Origin of the sequence: Methylomonas sp. LW13 (assembly GCF_016865255.1) — a bacterium.
In the GTDB taxonomy this organism is placed as follows: domain Bacteria; phylum Pseudomonadota; class Gammaproteobacteria; order Methylococcales; family Methylomonadaceae; genus Methylomonas.
The window spans coordinates 5148598-5166475 of sequence record NZ_CP033381.1; the positions used below are offsets into that span (position 1 = coordinate 5148598).

The 17878-nt window shown below is 51.8% G+C and carries 13 protein-coding genes; 1 reads left to right on the forward strand and 12 read right to left on the reverse strand.

Annotated elements, in window-relative coordinates; all coding sequences use genetic code 11:
• Positions 1-32 precede the first annotated feature (32 nt).
• A complete protein-coding gene (locus JL719_RS23480) occupies positions 33-4667 on the forward strand; it encodes an EAL domain-containing protein (protein WP_033156947.1) in 4635 nt (1544 codons plus the stop codon).
• Between the two features lie 688 nt (positions 4668-5355).
• Here JL719_RS23480 and JL719_RS23485 read toward each other — a convergent pair.
• The 12 genes from JL719_RS23485 to atpE all read right to left on the reverse strand — a co-directional run bounded on the left by JL719_RS23485 (position 5356) and on the right by atpE (position 17843).
• Positions 5356-5826: a hypothetical protein gene (locus tag JL719_RS23485; protein ID WP_033156948.1), complete on the reverse strand. Its 471-nt coding sequence runs from the start codon at positions 5824-5826 to the stop codon at positions 5356-5358.
• Between the two features lie 249 nt (positions 5827-6075).
• The gene (locus JL719_RS23490; protein WP_033156949.1) at positions 6076-6885 is read right to left on the reverse strand and encodes an alpha/beta hydrolase family protein; all 810 of its coding nucleotides are present in this window, start codon (positions 6883-6885) and stop codon (positions 6076-6078) included.
• Entirely contained in the window at positions 6878-7957 is a 1080-nt protein-coding gene (locus tag JL719_RS23495; RefSeq protein ID WP_033156950.1) for a hypothetical protein, read from the reverse strand. Before JL719_RS23495 ends, JL719_RS23490 begins: the two co-directional genes overlap by 8 nt.
• A gap of 877 nt (positions 7958-8834) precedes the next feature.
• Entirely contained in the window at positions 8835-10670 is a 1836-nt protein-coding gene (glmS, locus tag JL719_RS23500; RefSeq protein ID WP_033156951.1) for a glutamine--fructose-6-phosphate transaminase (isomerizing), read from the reverse strand.
• A gap of 1 nt (position 10671) precedes the next feature.
• On the reverse strand, positions 10672-12093 hold the full coding sequence (gene glmU, locus JL719_RS23505; protein ID WP_033156952.1) for a bifunctional UDP-N-acetylglucosamine diphosphorylase/glucosamine-1-phosphate N-acetyltransferase GlmU: 1422 nt from the start codon (positions 12091-12093) through the stop codon (positions 10672-10674).
• Between the two features lie 72 nt (positions 12094-12165).
• The gene (locus JL719_RS23510) at positions 12166-12588 is read right to left on the reverse strand and encodes a F0F1 ATP synthase subunit epsilon (RefSeq protein ID WP_033156953.1); all 423 of its coding nucleotides are present in this window, start codon (positions 12586-12588) and stop codon (positions 12166-12168) included.
• 24 nt (positions 12589-12612) lie between these two features.
• On the reverse strand, positions 12613-13986 hold the full coding sequence (atpD, locus tag JL719_RS23515; protein WP_033156954.1) for a F0F1 ATP synthase subunit beta: 1374 nt from the start codon (positions 13984-13986) through the stop codon (positions 12613-12615).
• Positions 13987-14028: 42 nt separating this feature from the next.
• The gene (gene atpG / locus JL719_RS23520) at positions 14029-14892 is read right to left on the reverse strand and encodes a F0F1 ATP synthase subunit gamma (RefSeq protein WP_033156955.1); all 864 of its coding nucleotides are present in this window, start codon (positions 14890-14892) and stop codon (positions 14029-14031) included.
• A gap of 11 nt (positions 14893-14903) precedes the next feature.
• Positions 14904-16445, reverse strand: coding sequence for a F0F1 ATP synthase subunit alpha (gene atpA / locus JL719_RS23525; protein WP_033156956.1), 1542 nt, complete (start codon positions 16443-16445; stop codon positions 14904-14906).
• Positions 16446-16466: 21 nt separating this feature from the next.
• On the reverse strand, positions 16467-16997 hold the full coding sequence (locus JL719_RS23530) for a F0F1 ATP synthase subunit delta (RefSeq protein ID WP_033156957.1): 531 nt from the start codon (positions 16995-16997) through the stop codon (positions 16467-16469).
• 3 nt (positions 16998-17000) lie between these two features.
• Positions 17001-17474 carry a F0F1 ATP synthase subunit B gene (locus JL719_RS23535; protein ID WP_026602690.1) on the reverse strand — a complete coding sequence of 158 codons (474 nt, stop codon included), beginning with the start codon at positions 17472-17474 and terminating at the stop codon, positions 17001-17003.
• A gap of 84 nt (positions 17475-17558) precedes the next feature.
• The gene (gene atpE / locus JL719_RS23540) at positions 17559-17843 is read right to left on the reverse strand and encodes a F0F1 ATP synthase subunit C (RefSeq protein ID WP_020484117.1); all 285 of its coding nucleotides are present in this window, start codon (positions 17841-17843) and stop codon (positions 17559-17561) included.
• Positions 17844-17878 lie beyond the last annotated feature (35 nt).

Sequence of the window (17878 nt, forward strand, 5' to 3'; positions counted from 1 at the left end):
CCTACTTTCAAAACAGGCCACGACTGGCATTTATGAAAAAAACCATTTTCGGACTGTCCGCGGTATTTTTTTTACTGTTTTGTACGTCCAGCGCCGCCGGCACACCCGCAGCAAACCGGCCGCTGGAACCAGTAGCGCTGCAATTGAAATGGTTTCACCAGTTCCAATTTGCCGGTTATTACGCGGCTATCGAGCAAGGCTATTATGCCGAGGAAGGCTTGCAGGTAGAGATACGTGAGCGCAATCCTGACCAGGACTACGTAGAACAGGTCGCATCCGGGGGAGCCGAATACGGCATCGGCGATTCCGGCATCATTGCCCAGTATGCCAACGGCAAGCCCATCGCGGCTCTAGCCGCCCTATTTCAGCACGATGCGCTGGTGCTGTTCAGCAAACAAGCTTCCGGCATCGTCAGCCCTTATGAAATGGCCGGCAAGCGCATCATGTACGATGTGGTCGGCGAGAATAATGCCCAGATTCGCGCCTTACTCGCCGAAGCCAATCTAAACGAAAGCCGCTATCAAAAAGTTGCCGAGACCTTTAACAACGCCGACTTTATTGCGGATAAAGTCGATGTGATGTCCGGCTATATCACCGACCAGCCATTCAGCTTTCGCGCCGCCGGCATCAAATTCAATATTATCAATCCGCAAAATTACGGTATCGACTTTTACGGCGACTTGCTTTTCACCAGCCGCAACGAACTAAAGCAACATCCCGGCCGCGCCGAGCGCTTCCTCCGGGCCAGCCTGAAAGGCTGGGAATATGCGCTGTCTCACCCCGATGTACTGATCGATCTGATCCAGCACAAATACCCAAGCAAACTTAGTCCGGAACAACTGCGCTACGAAGCCGAGGAAACCCGTAAGCTGATCATGCCGGACTACATCCCGCTGGGCCAGATAGAAGCTACCCGCTTACGCCGGGTAGCCGACATTTATGCCAACCTGAAATTAGCGCGTCCTTTAAGCGACGGCCAACTCAATGAGTTTGTCTATGGCAACAAACAATCCGCCGATTTGCCATTGAACGACGCGGAACGGCAGTGGCTGGCCGAGCATCCAGAAATTCGGGTGGGCATAGACAGGAATTTTCCGCCATACGAATGGCTGGATGCCGCCGGCATGCATCAAGGCATGATTGCCGAACATCTCAAGCTAATCGAACAGAAACTGGGGGTTAAGTTCGTCCTGATCATGGACAAATCCTGGCAGGAAGTGCTGGACATGGCCAAACGCGGCGAACTGGACATGCTCGCCGGGGTGACCAAAACCCCGGATCGCGAGCAATATTTAAGCTTTACCCAGCCTTATATCAGCACGCCGACGGTGATCATCGGCGACAAAAGCAGTGCTTATATCGATTCCCTGCCACTACTGACGGGGAGACGGGTCGCTATCGAACAAGGGTATTTTGTGCAGGAATTGCTGAGCAGAGACTACCCAGGAATACAGTTGCTGACAGCCCCCTCGGTGCAAGAAGCGCTGAATCTGCTGGCCGAAGGCAAGGTGGATGCTTATATCGGCGATGCGGCTTCGGCTAGTTATGTGATCAAACAACAAGGCTTATTGAATCTGCATATTGCCGGCCAACCTGGCTACGTCAACGAAACCCGGATGGCCGCACTCACATCTCAGCCGCACTTGCGGTCGCTACTGGAGAAAGCTCTGTCCAGTATCAGCCAAGCCGAACATGACGCCATTATTAACCGCTGGATGGCTTTGAAGGTCGAGCAAGGCATTCAACTGGACGCGCTATTGAGATCCGCCGCCGTTGCGCTGCTGGCCCTGTTGTTTTTCGTCTATTGGGTGTTCAGGCTGCGTAAGGAAATCAAGGCTCGCAAACGTAGCGAGGCCGACCTGGCGCGGCTTTACACCAATATGTCGCTGGGCTTTGCGCTACATCAGGTAATACGCGACGACAGCGGCAAAATCGTCGATTATCGCTATCTGGATATCAACCCGGCCTTTGAAAAAATGACCGGCATTGCCCGCGAGAACTGGATAGGCAAAACCGTGAAGCAGGTTTTGCCGAATACCGAGGGAGCCTGGATCGCCAGTTTTGACGGGCTGGATACCAGTGGCGAGCCGCAACATTTTGAAAACTGTGTGACCGATCTGGGCCGCTGGTATGCCATCGATAGCTATAAAGCCGGCCCCGACCGTTTCGTCGTGTTAGTCCAGGATATTACCGAGCGCAAACAGACCGAACTGGCACTAAAAGAGAGCGAAGAACGCTTTCGGATCAGCCAAATCTATGGCGGCGTCGGTATTTGGGAAGCAGATTTGTTGAAAAACCGCCAGTTCTGGTCGGAAATCGTCACAACTGAATTGGGTTTTCCGCATAAGCCACTCAATACCTGGAATGATTTCCTGGAAGTGGTTTGTCCGGAGGATAGGCCTTTAATTTTGGAAGCGACCCGCGAGCACCTTGAACGCGGCGCCAATTACGATGTGGAGTACCGCATCCAAACCCCTAACGGCGAAAAGCGCTGGATGCGCTCGGTGGGCCAGGTCGAGCGCGACGGTAACGGCAAACCGGTGCGGATGCGCGGGATTGTCCATGATGTTAGTAAACGCAAAGCGGCCGAGGAAAAACTGCGGCTGTCGGCGCGGGTCTTTTCGGACGCCCACGAAGGCATCATCATTACCGACCTCAACGCCTGTATCATCGATGTCAACGCCGCCTTCACGGACATCACCGGCTACAGCCGCGAGGAAGCATTGGGACAAAATCCCAGCTTTCTGAAATCCGGCCGGCAAGCGCCGGAGTTTTACGAAGCCATGTGGGCGATCATAAACCAGACAGGGCATTGGCAAGGCGAAGTCTGGAATCGGCGGAAAAATGGGGATTTGTATGCCGAACTGTTAACGGTTTCGGCTTTGCGCGATGACACCGGCAATATCATCAATTATCTGGGCTTGTTCTCGGACATCACCGAGAGTAAACAGCAGCAGCAGGCGCTGGAAGTGCTGGCGCATTTCGACCCGCTTACCCAATTGCCCAATCGCGCCCTATTTGCCGACCGCTTTGCCCAGGCTATCGCCCACAGCAAACGCGCCGAATCGCTGTTGGCGGTGTGTTATCTGGATTTGGACGGATTCAAGCAGGTTAACGATAACTTCGGCCACGAAACCGGCGACCAGTTATTGGTGGAAGTCGCCAAACGCATCAAGTTAAAGCTGCGCGAAGGCGATACGGTTTGCCGGCTGGGCGGCGACGAATTTGCGTTGTTATTTGAAAACTTGCAATCGGTGCAGCAATGCGAGGATGCCTTGACCCGCATTCATCAGGCCATGGCCGAACCGTTCGAGTTAGAAAACCGCCATGTGCGGATTGCCGCCAGTAGCGGCGTGACCATCTATCCGCTGGATTTGGAAGATCCGGATATTCTATTGCGCCACGCCGACCAAGCCATGTATCAGGCCAAATTGGATGGCCGCAACCGCTATCGGATTTACGATCATTTGCCGGGACAATCGAGCAGCATCAATCATCGCCCCAGCCGTTTGGAGCAAGCCTTGGCCGAAGTCGGCCAAGCGCTGATGGATAACCAGTTTTGCATGTACTACCAGCCCAGAGTCAATATCAAAACCGGCGAAGTGGTCGGCGCGGAAGCGCTGATCCGTTGGCATCATCCGCAACGCGGCGTATTGCCGCCGGCCGAATTTCTGCCCATAGTCGAAAACACTACCTTGGAAATTGACCTGAGCAACTGGGTGCTACGGCAAGCCTTTAAACAATTGCAGGTCTGGCACGATCTCGGCCTGAATCTACAAGTGAGCGTGAATATTTCCCCGCGCCATCTGCAATGGCCGGATTTCATCAAAACCCTGGAAACTTTACTAACGGAATACCCGCAAATTCCTTCCTGGCAATTGGAATTAGAAGTATTGGAGAGTAGCGTACTGGAGGATTTGATCTCGGTTGGGGAGACGCTGAAACAATGCTTTCACGACCTGGGCGTACCCTGTGCGCTCGACGATTTCGGCACCGGTTATTCGTCGCTGGCGCATTTGCGGCATTTGACCATCAATACGGTAAAGATCGATCAGAGTTTTGTCCGCAACATGATAGACGACCCGGATGACATGGCCATCGTCGAAAGTGTGATTGCGCTGGCTAAAGCCTTCAAACGCGAAGCGGTTGCCGAAGGCGTGGAAGATATAGAACACGGGATTTTTCTGATCGATTTAGGCTGCAGCATCGCCCAAGGTTCCGCCATCGCCGAAGCGATGCCGGCCGACGCGCTGTTGACTTGGGTCAACAGCTATCGCAACCCTCAGGCCTGGACCGATTGCGCCAGACTTTCGCTGACTAATTGGCAAAACCAATTGGAATTACTGAAACTTCAGCAGCAGTATTGGTTGCGCCGTCTGGAACAATGTCTGCATCCCCCAACCGGCAGCAGTCCGCGCTGGCCTATCCTGAACTCGAAAAAATCGCATCTGGGTAGATGGCTGGAACGGCTCAAACACGAACGCGGCATTGATGCGCGCTTACTGGAACAACTGGAGCGGGCCCAAGCCCGGCAACAAATCCTAGCGGAACAACTCCAACGTCATCGGCTGGACGGCAGAAACGGCGACAGCGCAGATTTCAGCCAATTACGCGAAGTCAATCTGCAAATAGTGCAGCTACTGGAGCGCCTAGAACCCGCGGCTTAAGCCTGTTCTGATCACCCCCAGCAAGCTGCCGATACAACGCCAGGCGGATTTTGAACCCGTTAGACCAGCCACAATCCGCCTGACGAAACAAACACTTGACGGGCCACCTCCACATGCTTAAGGGCAAAGCCACAAGGCTTGCGCGAATCGCTTATTAGCCTGCACACGAGGCTTTCAGGTTTGGGGTTGCGCCCATTTGGTTTAGCCGAATCGCTTTTTACCTGGCCCGCAACGTTATCGTGGCTTGCGGTTAAAGCAATTTGCTATCGGCGAACACTGTTTCTGCTTACGCGCTTGCCCAGACAGCTTTGCGATTGAAGCAATTTGCCTTGCACGAACGGCTAAATGGCTTGCGCGCAAGGTTGAGTAGGCTTGGGTTTGAACCAAATTGGCGAAGCCGAATAGCTTTTTGCCTCGCGCGCAAAGTTATATTGGCTGGCAATTAATGCGATTTGCTATGGGCGAGAACGGTATTTGCTTGCGCGCTTGCTTGAGCCAGTTTGCGATTGCAGCTATTCGCCTTGCGAGCATAGCATTTTGGCTTGCCGCCATTCCACATTGCTTATCGGTTAAGGCTAAAAGGCATTCGGGAAGGGCAAAAAGCCTGGCGTGAGTAGCGTTAAAGCTCAGCGGTATAGCACTGCGGTCGGCCGTCCCCCGCGGCCGGTTGCAAACTCCACCGTCAAGCTTAGCCGGCGGTTGGTTCGACTTTGCTCTTGGCGCCGCGATTGAAGCGCACCGCCATCGCTTGCCGTAGCGTTTCCAAAGCCGCGCCTTTGCCGGCGATTTTTAAAGAAGCGTAGGCGTCCAGGCAAAAGCTATAAATATCGCTGCCCAGCGCCATGTCGGTATCGTCGCCGCGCACCTGCAAATCCCGCAGCCGATGCAAGCGCGGCCGGAGTTGATCCAGACTGGTCATGTCGGCTTGCGCCTCAGGCATGTTCAGATTGGGCGGAATCGCCTGAGCATTTTGAGCCGCCAGCAGCATAGTCTGCCGGCAGAACGCTTCAGTCTTATCGCCCATCTTCAAAATATTGCGGCGCTGGTCGGGCGACAGCGATGCAAAGCCGGCGAAATGGGTTTCCAGGGTATTCAAAGCCGCGTCGATCTCCGCCAGCGCGGCGTCAGTGAACGTTAAAGATAATAAGTTCTGACTCATCTTAATCTCCTACATGGTTGCCGAATACGCGAACCGGCAAAACCAGTCCGCAGAGAAAAAGCGTAGGCTATTTTTCTAAAAAGGAGTGATTTTATATGTTAGATACGGGTGTTTTTATTTGGTAAGGTGCGTAGTCTGGATGAAGCGGAATCCGATTGAACTGCAAATTTCCATGGATTACTTTGATCCTGTCTGACCGGCCGCCCTCAGAAGGGGAAAGCACAAAGCAGCCATAAGCGCTGGACGAATTCAAGAGTGCCAATCGCAAATGCCTACAAAGGCAAGCGTAGGGTGTGGAGAGTTTACGAACCGCCACACATCGCGACCGATGCGCTTCACGCTGTTCAGCACATCTTGTATGCCATTGTCAGCGGCGGTAAGCGCTCTGGCGTACAAATCGGCCCTTAATCCGATTTTCTCGGCCAGCACGGCATTGTCAGGATGGCCGTCTTGCCACAGTTGATCGAAAGTCTGTATAACTTGGCTGAGACTCGCGCCATTGTTTAAGCCCCCTGTGCCTGCGGAGTTGAACAGATAGGCATGGTCGATTGTAATCGGCAAATTTCGTTCCTGGACCAGCATCGTAAACGCGGTGGCCAAGTGGCCGCCCAACGAATAGCCGGTGAGGGTGACATGCGCACCGGCAGGCAAATTTAAGCCTTGAAACCATTTCATCATGTCGCTGATCTGACCGAAGGCCCAGCCGTAATCGCTGATCGAGTTGTTGGTGCCGAAGCTGTCGCGAATGTTGTCGTCGACGAATTCGGTGCTGCGGAAGGAGATGACGTATTCGCCGTCCGTACTTTTGAACAGCGTGCCGCTGAAGCCAGTGTCGGTGTTGGCTTGTTGGGCGAGGACTGTCCAATCGGCTTTGAAAGCCTCTATTTCGGTTGTGGTGAGTTTGCTGGTGTGGGTGTTGCCGTTTATCAAGGCCTTCTCGTATTCGCCTTGAGGCATGCCCGGAGTTAAGAGGTTGCCGAATTCGTCGGTCAGAAATGCCTCCGCTACCACCTGCAGTCGCATGTATTTCAAATAGCTTGTGATTGGCGATTCAATCATGGATTATCTCCTTGCTTGGATGAAGTATTTTGAAAATAAAACCAGGTTTATTATTTGCCGGTGAAAACCAACTTGGGCACGACCAGCCTTTTCCTCTCATAGCGTGAGCCCATGGTTGCCGGGAGGAGCCACTAGCACCGCCGCCACCGTCATGCAGATAGCCGATGCGCTGTCCCAGCAACTCGCCGGTTCCGAGATCGATCACTTTCAGCGAGCTACCGGCGATCCACATCTTGCGTTCTTCCGGGGTTTCCAGATCATCGTAGGTCACGCCGTAGCGCGGCGGCGGATTGCCGGCCGGTTCTCGGCTCAATACGAATTCGACGCGGACGCCGTCTATCCAATCAACCGGCTCCAGCATCTCTCGCGGGATATATCCCCACTTACGGATCAGTTTTCGCCATCTATCCCAATCATTGGTATCGACCTTTTGCCAACTGCCGGTGTAGCGGTAACGTCGATGGTCCGAGGGGTCGATGGCTTCGACGTAGCGGAATGCCGGTAATGGTTTGATGTTTTTGACATCTTCAATTGGAAATCTGTCGGAAATCGCTTTGTCACGCAGGAAAGATGCTATATAGCCGTCGAAGCTCATATAACCGACCGCATGGTCGTTTTTATAAAGCCCGCTTTTGTCGAAATCCCCGAGACTTTCATACGGACTCTTGGCATCGATGCTGTACTGGCTGATGCCGGAACTTTCATCGAACTCAAGCTTCATCAAAAACACGCCGTCGACATCGTCAACCGAGCGATAAATCTTCTCGCCCGCGCCATTACACAGTTCGTGATAGCGATCCAAGGCCTTGGTCATGGTGGCGAGCTTGGTGTCGATTGCTTGTTGTTTCTGTGAGCGATGATTGGCGAAGTAACCGGTTGGCAAAACCAGCAACACCGTCAATTCCAACACCACGGCCAAGTAGCGGTATCTGCGCTCGCGCAGCCAGCGCCAAGTGGCGGACACGGTGAGCCAGACCACGATCAAATAAGCCGCCAGGGTGATCAACAACGCCACAAATTTGAACGGTCCACCCGCCCCCAACAAAACCAGCCAAGTCAATATCTCAACCATATTTAGAGTGCTCTGGAATGTGCTTGTAGCATTTGACGAAGGTCGGGATGCGTATGTGGCGAGTTATCCATTTCGTGCGTTCATCCCTGATTTGTAGATGGGTTAAATAAGACCGTAAGGCGCAATAGCCCACGGGGATTGCTGTTAGTATTGAAGTATTCAATTTATATTAATCTCAGTTATTCCCGTGATCATCCAGGGCCGTAGGGTGGATAAGCGAAGCGCCATCCACCTATTTAAAAATCTTCTATTCTTGGTGGATGGCGCCTCGCTTATCCACCCTACAACTTCCGAAATTTGAATGGTCAATTTAAATTTCAAACCGACATTCAAGAATAAATATACCAATTTCCGCTCGGAGTCGATCGACCTTCCCCCGTCATCATCTAACTAGATGTTCAACGACTAGACCGCAACTCGCAAAAAAGGGTTTGCCGAACCCGACAAACCCTTAAATTCAAACTGAACAAACACAGAATCCGTTCCGTCAAATCCTCCGCTATTCCACCGTCACCGACTTGGCTAAATTGCTCGGCTGGTCGACGTCGGTACCTTTGAGTACGGCGACGTGGTAGGACAGCAGGACCGTAGGGTGGATAAGCGCAGCGCCATCCACCTAATTTAAAATTCTTCTACTCTATGGCGGATGACGCTACGCTTATCCACCCTACAACTTTCGTTATTTGAATATCAAACCGGCGTGCCGGATTAAATACACCAATTTCCGCTTGGGTCCGATCTCTCCTCCCGGTCGTCGGAAAATTCAAAACACAACGAGCAAATCACAGCCAATAAAAAAGGATTTGCCGAGACTTAACCCGACAAACCCTTAAACCCAAACCCAACATATTCGGAATCCATTCCGTCGAATCTTCCGCTATTCCACTGTAACCGATTTTGCGAGGTTCCGTGGTTGGTCTACATCGGTACCTTTCAGTACGGCGACGTGGTAGGACAACAGTTGCAGCGGGATAGTGTAGATGATCGGCGAGATGGCGTTGGCGACGCTGGGCATTTTGACGATTTGTACGTTCTCGTCGGCGGCATCGCTTTCCGCCAAGTCCTCGTCCATGAACACGATCAACTGCCCGCCGCGGGCGCTGACTTCCTGGATATTGGATTTCAGCTTTTCCAGCAGATTGTTGTTAGGCGCCACCGTGACCACCGGCATTTCGGCGTCGATCAAGGCCAGCGGGCCGTGCTTCAATTCGCCGGCCGGATAGGCTTCGGCGTGGATGTAGGAAATCTCTTTCAGCTTCAACGCGCCTTCCATCGCGATCGGGTAATGAGTACCACGGCCGAGGAACAGCGCGTTGTGCTTGTCGGCGAAACGCTGCGACAACAGTTCGATGGCATTGTCCAGCTTCAACACTTTTTCGATGTTGCCGGGCAGGGCGAACAGTTGCGAGACGATGTGTTCCTCTTGGTCAGCGCTTAGCTCGAAGCGGCGGCCGACCGCGATGATCAGCATTAATAAGGCCACCAACTGGGTAGTGAAGGCCTTGGTCGAAGCAACGCCGATTTCCGGGCCGGCGCGGGTCATCAACACCAGATCGGATTCGCGTACCAACGAGCTTTCCGGAGCGTTGCAGATCACCAACGAGTGGCTGACGCCGAGCTTTTTGGCTTCCTGCAATGCGGCCAGCGTGTCAGCAGTTTCGCCGGACTGGGAAATGGTGACTACTAATGTATCCGGTGCCACCACCGGGTTGCGGTAGCGAAATTCGCTGGCAATTTCGATCGAGCAGGGCACTCGGGCGTATTTTTCGAACCAGTAGCGAGCGACCAGTCCGGCGTGGTAACTGGTACCGCAGGCCAGGATCAGCACCGATTTGATCTGGTCGAACACTTCGCCGGCGTTGTGGCCAAAGGCGTTGTCCTGCAAACGGTTGTCGATGAAGCGGCCTTCCAGGGTTTCGGAAACCGCCCAGGCTTGCTCGTAGATTTCCTTGAGCATGTAGTGGCGGTATTTGCCTTTGTCGACCGAGTCGGCTTTCAGCTGGCTTTCGATGACCGGGCGGACCACGCGGCGGCCTGCTTCGTCGAAAATGGTAACACCGTTGATGGTCAATTCGGCCACATCGCCGTCTTCCAGGAAGATGAAGCGCTGGGTAACCGGCAGCAAGGCGGCAATGTCGGAGGCGATGAAATATTCGCCGATGCCGATACCGATGACCAGCGGGCTGCCTTTACGGCAGGCAACCAATAAATCCGGTTGTTCGCTGTCGATGACGCCCAAGGCATAAGCGCCGCGTAGGCTTTTGACGGTTTTGGTGACGGCGTCGAGCAGGCTGTCGGCGTCTTTCAGTTCTTCAGCAACCTTATGCACGATGACTTCGGTGTCAGTCTCGGAGGTGAAGACGTAGCCGTTTTCCTGTAATGCAGTGCGTAAATGATCGTGGTTTTCAATGATGCCATTATGTACCACCGCGACACGGTCCTTGCTGACGTGGGGGTGGGCATTGCGAGTGCTGGGCTTGCCGTGAGTAGCCCAGCGGGTGTGGGCGATGCCGATGCGGCCTTCGATTGGGTCGGCGGAAATCAACGCTTCCAACCCTTTAACCTTACCCAACTCGCGCTTGCGGAATATTTCTCCGCTATTGACGACGGCCAAGCCGGCAGAGTCGTAGCCCCGGTATTCCAGACGCTTCAAACCCTCTATCAATATCGGTACCACATTGCGTTGGGCAACGCCCGCGACTATCCCACACATACTATTTCTCCGACTGACTAGGAGCTAACGAGTGCGGAGAATTGTCGGGAACAATCTCCGCCAGTTTGACCGGACGCTGCCAGCTAGGCACGCTAAGCTGCTTACTCCGGCTAAGGGTTAATTGATTTTCCGGCGTATCGCGGGTAATAGTGGAACCGGCGCCGATTGTCGCATTTTTTCCGACCGTTACCGGCGCCACCAATTGGGTATCGGAGCCGATAAACGCGCCGTCTTCGATGATGGTTTTAAATTTATTCACGCCGTCGTAATTGCAAGTAATGGTGCCGGCGCCGATATTGACCTTGCTACCCACTTCGCTATCGCCAATATAGCTTAAATGGTTAATTTTGCTGCCGGTGGCGACAGTGGATTTTTTGATTTCTACGAAATTGCCGATATGCACGTGGTCGGCCAGTTCGGTTTGCGGCCGCAGCCGGGCGAACGGACCGATGCGGCTGCCGGCGCCGACCGAGGCGTCCTCGATTACGCTGTTAGCCAGAATTTCAACATCGTTGGCGATGCTGGCGTTTTTAATCAGACAATTGGGACCGATTTTTACATTGGAGCCGATGCAATTAACGCCTTCGAAAATCACGTTGATGTCCACATCAATATCCTGACCCAGTTCGGCAAAACTGCCTCTGACATCCACCCGAGCCGGATCGCGCAGTGTGACGCCTTTTTCCATCAATGCTTGCGCCTGTTCCGCTTGATACACGCGCTCTAGATGCGCCAATTGGCTGCGATTGTTTACACCCAGCACTTCGTCCTGGCTACCGGCTTGAGTGGTTTCAACGGTTAAGCCATCTTCCACGGCCATTTCGATAATATCGGTCAAATAGTATTCATTTTGCGCGTTGTTATTGCTCAGCCTGGACAACCACTGCTTCAACTGGCTGCCTTTGCAGGCCAGGATGCCGGTATTGCCTTCGCTGATTTGTAATTCCACTTCGTTGGCGTCTTTTTGCTCGACTATTTTGACAACGGCATGATCTTTATCGCGGACTATGCGGCCGTAGCCGGTGGGGTCGTCCAGGTTGACCGTCAGCAATGCCAAGGACGTCAAGCTAACCTTGTGCAATAAGGTTTGGATGGTTTTTGCTTTTAATAAAGGTACATCGCCGTATAGAATCAATACGGTGTCCGGATCGTCGACGTGGTGAATGGCTTGCTGTACCGCGTGCCCAGTGCCTAGTTGCTGCTTTTGCTCTATCCAGGTAGCGTCCAAGCTACTCAACGCTTGTTTGACAGTCTCACCGCCGTGGCCGTAGATGATAAAAATCTGATTATTTTCCAGCGAAAGACTTGTTTCGTAGACATGCTGCAACAACGCTTTATTGGCGATTTCATGCAGTACTTTAGGCCGCGAAGAACGCATTCTGGTGCCTTGGCCGGCCGCCAAGATGATGGTTTTAATCGACATTGCTATTCCTTAAAACAAAAAAAGCCCGATAACGTTGCGTCATCGGGCTTATATTTTTACGCGATAAATGGTTTACGCACCACGTTTTCTTAATCTTTCCAAGGTTCTTAATTGGTTTACAGCTTGCGCCAATTCGGCTTGCGCAATCGCGTAATCGTATTTACCCGATTTATCGCTGAGCATTTCTTCCGCTCTGGCTTTGGCTTGTAACGCCGCCGCTTCGTCAATGTCTTTTGCTCTGATCGCGGTATCCGCCAAAACGGTCACCAAATGCGGCTGCACTTCCAGAAAGCCACCGGACACGTAAAACGCTTGATAATCCTTATCGCTCAGCTTAACCCGAACTTCACCGGGCTTAAGCTTGGTGATTAACGGCGCATGGCGCGGCGCAATGCCTACATCACCCATTTCCGCCGGTGCAAAGACCATTTCAGCCAAGCCGGAAAAAATTTCCTGCTCCGCGCTGACGATGTCCACATGAATTGTCATTGCCATGTTAAAACTCTCCTATGAGGTGGTTTACATGCCTTTGGCTTTTTCAATGGCTTCGTCGATTGTGCCGACCATGTAGAAAGCTTGCTCGGGAAGACTGTCGTATTCGCCGCTGATAATGCCTTTGAAACCGGCAATGGTATCTTTCAGGGACACGTATTTACCTGGTGAACCGGTGAAAACTTCGGCAACGAAGAACGGCTGAGACAAGAAGCGTTGGATTTTACGCGCTCTGGATACGGTCAGTTTGTCGTCTTCCGACAATTCGTCCATACCCAAGATGGCGATAATATCGCGCAGTTCTTTGTAGCGTTGCAAAATACCTTGTACCGAACGGGCTACTTCATAATGCTCTTGGCCGATAACCAAAGGATCCAGCTGACGACTGCTGGAATCCAGCGGATCAATAGCCGGATAAATACCCAGCTCGGCGATTTGGCGGGACAATACGACGGTCGCGTCCAAGTGAGCAAATGTTGTAGCAGGCGACGGGTCGGTCAAGTCGTCCGCTGGTACGTATACCGCTTGGATAGAAGTGATGGAACCGGTTTTGGTGGAAGTAATCCGCTCCTGCAGTACACCCATCTCTTCAGCCAGTGTAGGCTGATAACCTACCGCGGAAGGCATACGGCCCAGCAGCGCCGATACTTCGGTACCCGCCAAAGTGTAACGATAAATGTTGTCAACGAAGAACAGTACGTCACGACCTTCGTCACGGAAAAACTCCGCCATGGTCAAACCGGTCAGCGCGACGCGCAAACGGTTGCCAGGTGGCTCATTCATTTGACCGTAAACCAGTGATACTTTGTCGATAACGTTAGAGTCGGTCATTTCGTGATAGAAGTCGTTACCTTCACGAGTCCGCTCACCGACGCCAGCAAATACCGAGAAACCGCTATGCTCAATCGCGATGTTACGGATCAATTCCATCATGTTAACAGTCTTGCCTACGCCGGCACCGCCGAACAGACCAACTTTACCGCCTTTCGCGAACGGGCAAACCAAGTCGATTACTTTGATACCGGTTTCCAACAATTCGTTGGCTGGCGCTTGTTCGTCGTACGAAGGCGCGTCACGGTGGATAGTCCACTTCTCTTTCTCACCGATAGGCCCTTTTTCATCGATCGCTTCACCGAGGACATTCATTATGCGTCCCAGAGTTGCTTGACCGACCGGTACCTTGATCGCTTCGCCAGAGTTGCTGACTTCAACACCACGGCTCAAACCGTCGGTGGAACCCATCGCAATGGTCCGGACTACGCCGTCGCCCAATTGCTGCTGAACTTCCAAAACCAGACCGCCCTTAACATTTAACGCATCATATACTTTCGGCAGGTTATCGCGTGGAAACTCCACGTCTACGACCGCACCGATGATCTGAACGATTTTACCCAAACTCATTATGTCGTCCTCTTTTAAAATCTCTAAACTTGTCTTGATGCACTAAACAGCGGCAGCGCCGGCCACGATTTCGGAAATCTCTTGCGTAATTGCCGCCTGTCTGGCTTTGTTATAAACCAGTTGCAATTCTTTAATGATATTCCCGGCGTTATCGGATGCGCTTTTCATTGCCACCATTCGGGCAGCCTGCTCGCAGGCGTTGTTTTCCACTAAACCTTGGAAAACCGCGGATTCCACATATCGGATCAATAAACTGTCCAATACTTCTTTAGCATCAGGTTCGTATAAGTAATCCCAGCGACCTTTGGACTCATCAGCCAAGTCACTCACAGCAACCGGCAACAATTTTTGTACCACCGGTTTTTGTGTCATGGTGTTTACGAAGTCATTACTAATCAAAAACAACTCGTCAATTTCACCGGCGGCAAACGCATCCAGCATGATTTTGATCGTGCCGATAATTTCGCTCTGATGCGGTGTATCCCCCAATTTCGAGACTTGTCCGATCAGGTTAGCTTTGATCATGCTGAAAAAACCCGCCGCTTTGCTACCGATGGTGCAGACGTCTACTTCAATCTGGCGGCTTTGCCATTGCTGCATTTCGCCTAAAACTTTTCGAAACAAGTTGGCATTCAGACCACCGCACAAACCTCTATCGGAGCTCACTACGATGATGCCGATGCGCTTCACTTCGCGTTCGATCAAAAACGGATGCTTATATTCGGGATTGGCATAAGCCAGATGTTTGATGATCTGGCCTATCTTTTTCGCGTAAGGCCGGGTGGCCTGCATTCTGTCTTTGGTTTTACGCATCTTGCTCGCCGCCACCATTTCCATGGCCCGAGTAATCTTCTGAGTATTTTTAATACTCGCGATCTTGGTACGTATCTCTTTGCCAACAGCCATGTGCGGACCCTTTACCAGCTACCGGTTTTGACGAAACGTTCAATGGCGTTGTGGATGCCTTTTTGAATGTCGTCGTTGTAGTCGCCTTTCTCGTTGATTTTAGCCATCAAAGCAGATTCGTCGGCATGCATGAAGTCCAGCAAGGCCGCTTCGAAATCGCGGACTTTTTTAACTTCCAGACCATCCAGGAATCCAGCGTTAGCCGCGTACAAGGAAACACTCATGTCCGCAACCGACATCGGCGCGTATTGATTTTGTTTCATCAGCTCGGTAACCCGTTGGCCGCGTTCGATTTGCTTGCGTGTGCTTTCGTCCAAATCGGAAGCGAACTGCGCAAAAGCGGCCAATTCGCGGAACTGCGCCAAATCCAAACGAATACCGCCGCCCAGCTTTTTGATGATCTTGGTTTGTGCCGCGCCGCCAACCCGAGATACTGACAGACCGGCGTTAACCGCAGGACGAATACCCGAATTGAACAGACCGGTTTCCAAGAAGATCTGGCCGTCGGTGATGGAGATTACGTTGGTTGGTACGAAAGCCGATACGTCGCCGCCTTGGGTTTCGATAATCGGCAATGCAGTTAATGAACCGGTCTTGCCTTTTACTTTTCCGTTGGTCAGTTTTTCGACTTCAACCGCGTTAATACGCGCAGCGCGTTCCAGCAAACGTGAGTGGATGTAAAACACGTCACCAGGGTAGGCTTCACGACCTGGCGGACGACGCAACAGCAAGGAAATTTGGCGATACGCCCAAGCTTGCTTGGTCAAATCGTCATAAATGATCAGCGCATCTTCACCAATGTCGCGGAAATATTCGCCCATTGAGCAACCGGTGTAGGGTGCAATAAATTGCAGCGCTGCCGATTCAGAAGCCGAAGCCACCACGATGATAGTGTGCTCCATCGCACCATGCTCTTCCAGTTTGCGAACCACGTTGGCGATAGAAGAACGTTTTTGGCCGATAGCGACATAGATACATTTGATGCCGGTGCCTTTTTGATTGATGATCGCATCAATCGCAATGGCGGTTTTACCGGTTTGTCTGTCACCGATGATCAACTCACGTTGGCCGCGGCCAACCGGAATCATCGAGTCAATCGCTTTCAAACCGATTTGCACCGGTTGATCTACCGATTGTCTGGCAATAACGCCGGGGGCAATTTTTTCGATTGGGGAGCTTAACTTGGTTTCGATGGCGCCTTTACCGTCGATAGGGTTACCCAAGGCATCGACCACACGGCCCAACAATGCTTCACCCACCGGCACTTCTAAAATTCTACCGGTACATTTAACGGTATCGCCTTCGGTGATGTGTTGGTAAGCACCGAGCATTACCACACCGACCGAGTCTCTTTCCAGGTTCAAAGCCATGCCGTAAGAGCCGCCAGGGAATTCCAGCATTTCGCCTTGCATTGCTTCCGACAGACCGTGAACCCGAACAATACCGTCTGTGACACTGACTACGGTGCCTTCGGTATGTGCCTCAACATGGGCGTCGAAGTTCTCGATCTTCTTTTTGATCAGATCACTTATTTCTGATGGATTTAATTGCATTTTATTTTCCCGCTCTAACTCTTAAAGTCTTTTAGCTAATTGATGAAGCTGGCCTTTGATAGAACCGTCGATGACTTTGTCGCCCGCTTTAGCGAGGATGCCCCCAATTAACGATTTATCGACAGAAACGGATGCATTGACCTTTTTATGCAAAAGCTTTTCCAGCATGGCGACATACTTGCCTTGCTCGGCTTTTGTCAGAGAATACGCGCTGTATAAATCCACATTGGCGTAGCCTTCATCGTCCGCTTTGTACTGCTCGAACATCACCGAAATTTGCGGCAGTAAGGGCAGCTTGTCATTTTCTATCAACACTTTCAGAAGATTCTTGGCTTCGTCATGTATCTGATCCTGGCAAATATCCAGAATCAACTGTGCTGTATGCTGTTTGCCAACCCGAGGATTTTTGACAATGGCAGCCAATGCCTCATCCTGGATGACCAAAGACAAAAACGTCAACGAATCGGACCATTGTTTGGACGACCCCGTTTCCTTGGCACGCTTGAAAGCTGCTTCCGCGTAAGGTCTTGCTAATGTCGATAACTCAGCCATTGCTTAACCCAATTGATCCGCTGCTTTGCTGAGAATGTCTTGATGCTTGGCTTTGTCGATTTCTTCTTTCAAAATCTGTTCAGCGGCACGCAAAGCCAGTGAGGATACTTCCTTGCGCAAGCTCTCTTTGGCTTGCAGCATTTCCTGCTCTATCTGGGCTTTTGCTGCTTCAAGCAAACGCTCGCCTTCTTTTTTGGCTTGATCTTTCGACTCTTCAACCAGCTGATTGGCGCGTTTTTGCGCTGCACTGACGATTTCCGCCGATTGTTCTTTTGCTTCCTTCAGCAGGCTCTTGGCTTTTTTCTCGGCCAATTTAATTTCTTCCTGACCTTTCTCGGCCGCGGCCAAACCTTCGGAAATTTTGGTTTTGCGCTCTTCCAGAGCGGCAATGATCGGTGGCCAGACATACTTCATGGTAAACCAAACCAGAAGTGTGAAAGTTATCATCTGCCCGATCAGAGTAGCATTGATGCTCATTGATGCTTTCCTCGTAATGCCGTTGTCATTCTATCGGTATGCGAATAAGGCTTAGCTTATTCAAATGAATCCGATAATTGCTAATTAACCTGCAACAGATTGAACGGCTGAAAGGAATGGGTTTGCGAAGGTCAACATCAGAGCCAGACCAACACCGATCATGGTTACCGCGTCAAGCAAACCGGCAATGATGAACATTTTGACTTGCAACATTGGAACCAACTCAGGTTGACGAGCAGCGCCTTCCAGGAATTTACCGCCCAACAGACCGAAGCCGATAGCAGTACCGATTGCGCCCAAGCCCAAAATGATGCCAACTGCGATAACGGTGAAGCCTTGTACGTTGGCAATTAATGATGCGAGTTCCATAGTGTCTCCTAAATATTGATATGAAAGTTGAAAAT